The sequence below is a fragment of the Salinimicrobium oceani genome (assembly GCF_012037645.1).
Genome location: NZ_JAAVJR010000196.1, coordinates 1 through 634, shown reverse-complemented (window position 1 = coordinate 634; position 634 = coordinate 1). Strand labels below are relative to the sequence as shown.

Annotated in this window: 2 protein-coding genes; one reads left to right on the top strand and one right to left on the bottom strand. The window is 43.7% G+C overall.

What is annotated here, in order from left to right:
- Positions 1–307: endonuclease/exonuclease/phosphatase family protein (locus HC175_RS16230; protein ID WP_369074337.1), on the top strand; the 307-nt coding region annotated here is incomplete at its 5' end.
- 62 nt (positions 308–369) lie between these two features.
- Here HC175_RS16230 and HC175_RS16225 read toward each other — a convergent pair.
- The coding region (locus HC175_RS16225; RefSeq protein WP_209310026.1) for a hypothetical protein at positions 370–634 on the bottom strand (265 nt) is incomplete at its 5' end.

The window sequence follows — 634 nt, the reverse complement described above, 5'->3', positions numbered from 1 at the left end:
CCGGGAATTGAACAAGGAAGAAAAACCGGTGATCCTGATGGGGGATTTGAACCTGGAACCGGACACAAAAGAAATCAACTTCCTTTCTGAACATTACAAAGATTCAAAAAAGGTAGCTGAACAGGTTTTTGGTCCCGAAGGTACTTTTAACGGCTATGATTTCCTTTCTCCTGTCACCCGGCGTATTGATTACATCTTCACTGCGAATGGGATAAGGGTAAAAAAATATGCGGTACTAAGTGATTCAAAAAACCTCAAGTATCCTTCAGATCATCTTCCGGTATTCGTCAAGCTGAAACTTCTTTAAAAAAATTTTAGAAAGCAAAAAGCCACGATCTTCGTGGCTTTTTTATCCTTTTTCTGAAGGATCTAGGTTGGGTTGATAGGATCATTCGGGCCTGATCCTGCAGGTCCATTGTTATCCGGATCTCTTAATGGATTATCCCTCCTGGTATTGGATCCTTTATTCTCCCCCCGTTTTGGTGGATTTGGTTTTGCAGGATTGCTTCCGGTGATTCCTCCCGGATTGTCACCTGAAATTACTCCGGGATTTGGAGTACTGGCATTTCCGGCTCCGGTTCCTTCCGGAGGGAAGCTTCTTCCGGTATTTCGTACATCAGGATTATCCCGGTTC